This window comes from Streptomyces sp. NRRL F-5755 (assembly GCF_001279365.1).
Taxonomy (GTDB): domain Bacteria; phylum Actinomycetota; class Actinomycetes; order Streptomycetales; family Streptomycetaceae; genus Streptomyces; species Streptomyces rimosus.
This window is the reverse complement of record NZ_LGCW01000193.1, coordinates 1-381: the sequence shown is the minus strand read 5'-3', so window position 1 is coordinate 381 and position 381 is coordinate 1. Positions and strand designations below refer to the sequence as shown.

Below are 381 nucleotides of genomic sequence, written 5' to 3'. Positions count from 1 at the left end.
TCCTGGAGCTGAAGCTGACCGTCAACACGATGGTCGACCAGCTCTCCGCCTTCGCCGACGAGGTCACCCGCGTCGCCCGCGAAGTCGGCACCGAAGGGCAGCTGGGCGGCCGGGCGCAGGTACGGGGCGTGTCGGGCGTCTGGAAGGACCTCACCGACAACGTCAACTTCATGGCGTCCAACCTCACCAGCCAGGTGCGCAACATCGCGCAGGTCACCACGGCCGTGGCCAACGGTGATCTCAGCCAGAAGATCACGGTGGACGCGCGCGGCGAGATCCTCCAGCTGAAGCTGACCGTCAACACGATGGTCGACCAGCTCTCCGCCTTCGCCGACGAGGTCACCCGCGTCGCCCGCGAAGTCGGCACCGAAGGGCGCCTCG

Annotated in this window: 1 protein-coding gene; it reads left to right on the top strand. The window is 67.7% G+C overall.

Annotated features, from left to right (window positions below; translation table 11 throughout):
- A partial coding sequence (locus ADK86_RS17160) for a HAMP domain-containing protein (RefSeq protein WP_159393874.1) occupies positions 1-381 on the top strand: 381 nt, incomplete at both ends.